Raw genomic sequence first — 7,086 nt, 5'->3', positions numbered from 1 at the left:
TTGTTTCAGACGAGGATTTTTAAGAATTTTGGCATCTGCGATTAAGGGCATGCCTTTACCTACAGGTAGATTTATTCCCGATTTTTCTCCTGCCCCTGGATGAATCTTAAAAACATACCCTTGAAAGACTCTCGACTCCCGATTCCCGACTCCCCCTAATCTTTTGCGGAATATAATTATCTACTGGTGTATACCGTTAAAGAAACGAACATCGATTCACCAAAGGTTTCCATCGTGTCTACTCCAGTTGAACCATGCTCTCCCCAAACCCTTGCTGAGGCCAACCTGCAACCGAGGGGCAATGTTTATCCCAGTCCCATTACTTGGCGAGACCAGATTCTATACTTTCTGCTACCTGACCGATTCAGTGATGGGTTAGAACTAGAGCGGAAACAGTTTGACCGTAGTAATCCAAACCAATTTAAAGCCAAAAATAAAGGTGACTGGATGAGCCAGGGAAAACGGTTTCAAGGGGGTACCCTCAAGGGAATCGAAAGTAAATTGGACTACTTGAAACAATTAGGTGTCACTACCCTTTGGATTGGTCCAGTTTGGCGACAACGGATTGAACTAGACACCTATCACGGCTACGGGATTCAAAATTTCCTAGAGGTTGACCCCCGATTTGGCAGCCGTCAGGATTTACGGGATTTAGTAGATGCTGCCCATGAGCGGGAAATGTATGTGATCTTAGACATCATTTATAACCACAGTGGGAATAACTTTTTCTACAAAAACGAGAATGATAATCCTCAGGCTACCCTTCCCTACCGTTTTGAACCACCTTATCCATTTCATAGTTGGCGTTCTGGCACGGGTATTGCAATTCCCCAAATCACTACAGAAATTGATGGGGTATGGCCTCAAGAATTTCAAAACATGGATTGGTACACTCGTGCTGGTCATATTAACGAATGGGGTGCAGACCCTTGGGAAGACAAACTGCATCCAGATCTAGAATTTCGCCGAGGAGATTTCTTTGATTTAAAAGACATTAATTTGGCTAAACCGGAAGTCTTAGCAGGGATTATTAAAGTCTATCAATACTGGATTGCCCTAAGTGACTGCGATGGATTTCGCATTGATACCGTTAAGCATATTCCTTGGGAAGTTTCCCGTAGTTTTTGTGGTGCTATCCGGGAATATGCGGAATCGATTGGTAAGGATAACATCCTACTGTTGGGAGAAGTAACCGATGGGGCTCATATGTCCCGCAACTACCTGGAAGTATTTGGTCGCAATTTGGATGCTGTGCTTGATATTGGGGAACCCACAAAGCGATTAGCACAGATGGTAAAAGGATTAACACCGCCAAGGGAGTTTTTTGGTCAATTTGAGGATCATAATATCCTTGGTAGTCACCGGGAAACGGGACGGTATCATGTTTCGATCTTAGATGACCATGATATGGTTGGACGCGATCGCAAGCATCGGTTTGCTGCTAATAACTCTATTCCCAGTAAATACCAGCAAATAGCCCATGCGGTAGGGGTGCAACTGACCACGTTGGGTATACCCTGTATCTATTACGGTACTGAACAAGCATTTGATGGCACAGAAAACCGCCATGACCCTAGTGTTGAACCAATCAATGAGTATGGCAACATTTCCAATAGCGATCGCTATATTCGTGAATCGATGTTTGGGGGTAGCTTTGGGGCATTTGAAACCAGTGGCTGTCACTTCTTTGACCCAGACCATCCCACCTATCTCAGAATTTCTGCGATCGCAAACCTCCGGAATCGACCAGATCTGATTGGTCAACCAGATCTGATTGGTAAAACCCTACGTGGGGGTCGTCAATACCTCCGAGAAACCTCCTATCTCGGCAAACCTTTTGCTATTCCTGATGCTGGAGAATTAATTGCTTGGTCAAGGATTCTCTACAATCAAGAAATTCTGGTTGCCTTAAACACCCATGGCACTGAAAACCGTGGTGCATACGTCACCATTGATGCCTCACTACACCCCCATGGGTCAACCCTTACTCTGCTCTACAACAGTTACTGGAGTAACTCTCAATTACGCAATCCACCCCAGAATCAAACTGTAATCGTTCAACATGACGAGGGTAGGGCAACCGTCAGGATTGACTTACCTCCTAGTGGCATGATGATTTTGGCCTAGGGATTCTACCGCAAAACTATCGATAATTATAACATTTTACTGGCCTGGCTAGGTGAGGGGTTGCACCCCACATTTATTTTGTTATACTGAGATTAAGTAGATACACCCTGATGATCAAGAGAGTCACAAGCACGGCTCTCTATTTTTTTTTGAGAGGGCTTAACAGTTCTAATGGTGCTTGAAGTCAGCGGTTTGAAGGGAACTGGTGGTTACTGCATGAATGGGTAGGCTTGATCGGAATCATTAAGCCGATGCACACTCTTAAGTTTTGTAACATTTTGCTGGCTTAGAGGGGTGAGGGGTTGCACCCCACATTTATCTGGCTATACTTAGATCAGTAGATGCACCCTGATGATCGAGAGAGTCACACCAACGGCTCTCTATTTTTTTTGAGATTGCTGAAAAATTCTAATGGTGTTTGAAGTCAAGGGTTTCAAGTCAACTGGTGGTTGCTTTGGGAGTGCGTACGCTTGATCAGAATCATTAAGCCGATGCACACTATTAAGTTTTGTAACATTTTACTGGCTTAAATGGGTGAGGGGTTGCACCCCACATTTATCTGGCTATACTTAGATCAGTAGATGCACCCTGATGATCGAGAGAGTCACACCAACGGCTCTCTTATTTTTTTTGAGATGTCTTAAGAGTTATTTACTTATTTGAATAGGTTTGAAGCAGTGCGTACCCTTCATCCCAATCATTAAGCCTCACCAAACTATTAAGTTTTTTAACATTTTGCTTGCTTAGAGGGGTGAGGGGTTGCACCCCACATTTATCTGGCTATACTTAGATCAGTAGATGCACCCTGATGATCGAGAGAGTCACACCAACGGCTCTCTATTTTTTTTTGAGATTGCTGAAAAATTCTAATGGTGTTTGAAGTGAGGGGTTTCAAGTCAAATGGTGGTTGCTGCATGAGTTGGTAAGCTTGATCGGAATCATTAAGCCGATGCACACTATTAAGTTTTGTAACATTTTGCTTGGTTAAAGGGGTGAGGGGTTGCACCCCACATTTATCTGGCTATACTTAGATTAGTAGATGCACCCTGATGATCGAGAGAGTCACACCAACGGCTCTCTTATTTTTTTTGAGATGTCTTAATAGTTCTTTACATATTTGAAGTGATAGGTTTGAAGCGGTGCGTAACCTTCATCCCAATCATTAAGCCGATGCACACTATTAAGTTTTGTAACATTTTGCTTGGTTAAAGGGGTGAGGGGTTGCACCCCACATTTATCTGGCTATACTTAGATCAGTAGATGCACCCTGATGATCAAGAGAGTCAAACGAACGGCTCTCTTATTTTTTTTGGCTATACTGTATTTGCTACCGTGCTTAGTGCTGGGTTCAAGTCGAGGAGTAGAACCACAGACCAATTACTTAACACAACTTGTCATGGAAGATCAGCAAATCTATCAGTCTGTTGTTAATTCTCTTAGGTCTGCTATCGGTCTGCTTGATTTGGAGCAAGACTCACCCTTGCGAAAGGATGTGATTGCCCTGTGCGACCATTTAGAAAATCCCACATTTAGGATTGCTGTCTTTGGTCCGTTTAATTATGGCAAATCCACCTTGCTCAATGCTTTGCTAGGAAAGCGCACTCTGCCCATTGGTCTAATTCCCACTACAGGGGCTGCAATTCATATCCGATATGGAGAAGAATTGCATACTCGAATTACCCTGACTGATGGCACAGAAATTAGTGAAAATAGCACAGAGGTCTTGAAGCGCTATGCTATCTTAGATGAGCAACGGTGTATGCGCTCTGATGTCGCTTCGGTAGACGTTTACTGTCCCCATCCCTTCCTAAAAACTGGTGTAGAATTTCTGGATTTACCAGGAACAAATGACCGGGAAGCTCAGGATAAATTAGTGCGCGACCAACTGCTAACGGCAGATTTAGTAGTTCAAGTACTGGATGGTCGCCAGCTGATGACTTTGGGTGAGCGGGAAAACCTGAGAGATTGGTTAATAGATAGAGGAATCAAGACTGTTGTTTTTGTAGTCAATTTCCTGAATTTATTGGAACCTAATCAGCAAAAAGAAGTCCAGACTAGGCTACGGTTTGTAGCGGAAAGTTTTCGGTCGGAATTACCGAATACCCTTAGTAATTTGTATCGCGTTGATGCTCTACCTGCTTTAAGAGCTAGACTAAAAGGATTATCTGAGCAAGCACATACGACTGGATTGGCGATGTTTGAATCAGCACTGCAAAGTATGGTAGCTGCTCAACGGGAAAAGACAACGGTTCGGCTGGATCGTGTGGATGCGATCGCAACTCAAGTTAAAGCAGCACTACAGTCTAAAATCCAAGTCATCAACTCAGAATTAGAAACTGTCCAACAGAAGCATCAGGCTAAACTTGAGCTACAACAAAAAGCTCAGAAATTGATTAAACAAGGATTCCAAGCCGCTGTTTCTGATTTCGAGAGTTGGCTCTATTTGCCCAAACTGTTAGAACGCTATCAATCGAAACTGGTGACAGCACTTCAGCAAGGGGAATTTAACCCTTGGCAAGCACAATTCCAACAAGACATTGATGAATATCAACAAGCAATCCAGGAATGGGTTGATAAAGCTTGTGAGTTTTTTGAGCATCAGTCCCCTGGTAAGCTAATCATTTCCGTTCCCGATACTCCCCAAGTTATTATACCTGAGCCTCCCGACTCTTCCGAGGAGTTAAAGAAAGTTATCCCAATTGCTCTTTCTACTGGAATCCGTTTGGCTTTAAAAGGTAAAGTGGGCGCAGCTATGGCTGGAGGAGCTAGCTATATCCTCAGTAAAGGGGCAAAGAAAGATAAGTCAAATTCATCCGCTGATTCTTATGACCATCAAGTAGCCCAAGCCTTAAGTAATGCAGCTCAGGATTATCTGACTTGTTTCAGTAAAGAAGCTTTTTCGATGGTGCGTCAGTATCAAACCAAGGCAGAGAAAGTGATCAGTTTGCCAAGAAATCAAGAACCACAGGATGTCAGCAGCCAGGTTTATCAGCTGCAGTTATTAAATAGTGTTTTGGAAAGATTGAATTAAGAATGGTGAATTAAGAATTAAGAATTCTGTCAGCCTTTGGCTGATCGCTGAATGCTGAATGCTGAATGCTGATAGCTAATATCTTAATACTTTCAATCACAAGAAGAATACTCAAGGGGCACAAAGGCTAAACCAAAGAAGCTCTTGGAACAAGGCACGATATGAACTAATTCTCCAGGAGGATTCTTGCGATCACCGTTGGATGTAAACTCAATGGTTCCTGTTGCGCCATCGGCACTAAAACCAGGACTTGCTAATGTTTTCTGGATACCCTTACGTGTCGGTTTCTTTGACATTTCTAACGCCTGAATTAAGGTACGAGTGGCATCATAGGTGGTAGCTGTGGTCGGATTTACTGGTCCATGCCACAATTTCCTAGTGTCTTCAGTAAATTTTTGGTTAGGACTGCTTCGGGGATGCCAGGGAACAAATAAAACTACTTTCTCCAATGGCTTTAAATCTCCGATGCTTAGAGTCTGGGGACTATAGAGATTCCATCCCCCTACTATCAAATTACGACCGTTATTAGCTTTGATTAACTCAATGGAATTCTCCAAAGCATCAGTGACTTGACCATCTGGAAGTAACACCAAGGGGGTTTCCCCATATTTCCTTACTTCCTCTAGGGCTTTGTTGGCGTTGAAGTTACTTTTGGATAAATCATCCTCTCGGACTTGTATGATCCTTCCTCCCTTGGCGTAAAATTTTTGTTTGAATTTCTGCCATCCATAGCTACTAAATGGGCTTTGAGGAGTGTAAAAAACTGCCGCTTGGCGTTGACCTATCTTAAGTAGGTGCTCAACTAAACTATCAGTTTCGTCTTCAGTAGTAGGTACAGTCCGAAATAAAAAATTTCTAGGGTTAGTTGTGAGTTCTGTTGTCATGGCATAGGGAGCAATCAATACCAGCTTCCCATTTTGATAAGTATCTACAGCGGCAAGAGTTGTTTCACTAGTCCAGTGACCGATGACTCCTAGAATACTCGATTGCTTCACCAATAAGCTTGCTCTTGCTTTCGCCTCCTCTTCACGATTGGCATCATCAGCAATTACGACTCTGAGTCCAATCCTATTATTAATCCCTTTAGGGTAAGGCCGTTGGCCACGCTTCGCGATCAGGAAATCTTTACCTGGAAATCGCTGAATCAGTTCGTTATCGACTTCAAAGAGTCCCAAATTAACTTCAGTTTGAGCTTGGGCAATTCCTCGCAGAATTTCTTTAGCACCATTGGCATCTTTTACTGATTGAGTTGGGGTGTCAATCATGGGAATTGTAACAGCTATTGTATAATATTTTTTTCCTTCAGCTTCCAGTAGCGCATTATTCAAGTAAATTAATGTTTCCGGATCCGCTCCATTCTGTTGCCAGGATTGTTTAAGTAACTTAACAGCTGTTTTATAGTGAGCTTTTGTCCAAAAGCAATTCCGAACTTTTTCCCTGGTTTCTTGATGCCAAATTCCTAAATAATTTCTGAATGGCTCCTGACACTTGGCTAGTAACTTCACACTCCGTTGCTTGAAGTATGGTGCAGAGGTTGTATCCAGTATTTCCTCTCCATAACTAATCTTGTCTCCTAGTGGGTTAGGCTCTGTGGCAATTTTATAAATTCCATAAATGCTAAGGATCGCAACAGTGGCTAAGGCTAATTTTATCCAACGGTTTACAGATGGTGCTTCCTCTATAGGTGGTGCAGTTTCTTCAAATGATTCTGACACTGGCCAACGCCAAGGTTGTGCTTTAGGACTGAGGGGGCGACGAAATAAGCTAAAATGCAGATTCTATAAGCAACCTAGCCCTTATACCTCGTTGATAATACTTTCGTTTATTAGGATTGAGTCTCATTAATTCGGTTACTAATTCTAGACAACAATCCTTAAACTTTACCCAGGTTTGACCATATAAACCAATGTAAAAACTGCTATGTCTCC

The 7,086-nt window shown here is 42.8% G+C and carries 3 protein-coding genes and 1 pseudogene; 2 read left to right on the top strand and 2 right to left on the bottom strand.

What is annotated here, in order from left to right:
- Positions 1–234 precede the first annotated feature (234 nt).
- Together F6K46_RS37095 and F6K46_RS37090 are read left to right on the top strand one after the other, a co-directional pair.
- A complete protein-coding gene (locus tag F6K46_RS37095; protein ID WP_293067767.1) occupies positions 235–2,127 on the top strand; it encodes an alpha-amylase family glycosyl hydrolase in 1,893 nt (630 codons plus the stop codon).
- A 1,396-nt stretch (positions 2,128–3,523) separates the two neighbouring features.
- Positions 3,524–5,158, top strand: a complete 1,635-nt coding sequence (locus F6K46_RS37090) for a dynamin family protein (protein WP_293067764.1) — start codon at positions 3,524–3,526, stop codon at positions 5,156–5,158.
- A 92-nt stretch (positions 5,159–5,250) separates the two neighbouring features.
- Here the strand turns inward: F6K46_RS37090 and F6K46_RS37085 are convergent, their stop codons facing one another.
- Positions 5,251–6,873, bottom strand: a complete 1,623-nt coding sequence (locus F6K46_RS37085; protein WP_293067761.1) for an ABC transporter substrate-binding protein — start codon at positions 6,871–6,873, stop codon at positions 5,251–5,253.
- A 49-nt stretch (positions 6,874–6,922) separates the two neighbouring features.
- A pseudogene (locus tag F6K46_RS37080) lies at positions 6,923–7,086 on the bottom strand (IS4 family transposase); the annotation flags it as partial.

The organism is Moorena sp. SIO3E8 (assembly GCF_010692445.1).
Taxonomy (GTDB): Bacteria; Cyanobacteriota; Cyanobacteriia; order Cyanobacteriales; family Coleofasciculaceae; genus Moorena; species Moorena bouillonii.
Note: the sequence above shows the minus strand (reverse complement) of the source record. Positions and strands in the feature narration are given on the sequence as shown.

Bases quoted from the DNA above. Each gene is read 5' to 3' on its own strand.
- F6K46_RS37090 (WP_293067764.1), top strand. From the start codon at position 3,524: ATGGAAGATCAGCAAATCTATCAGTCTGTTGTTAATTCTCTTAGGTCT.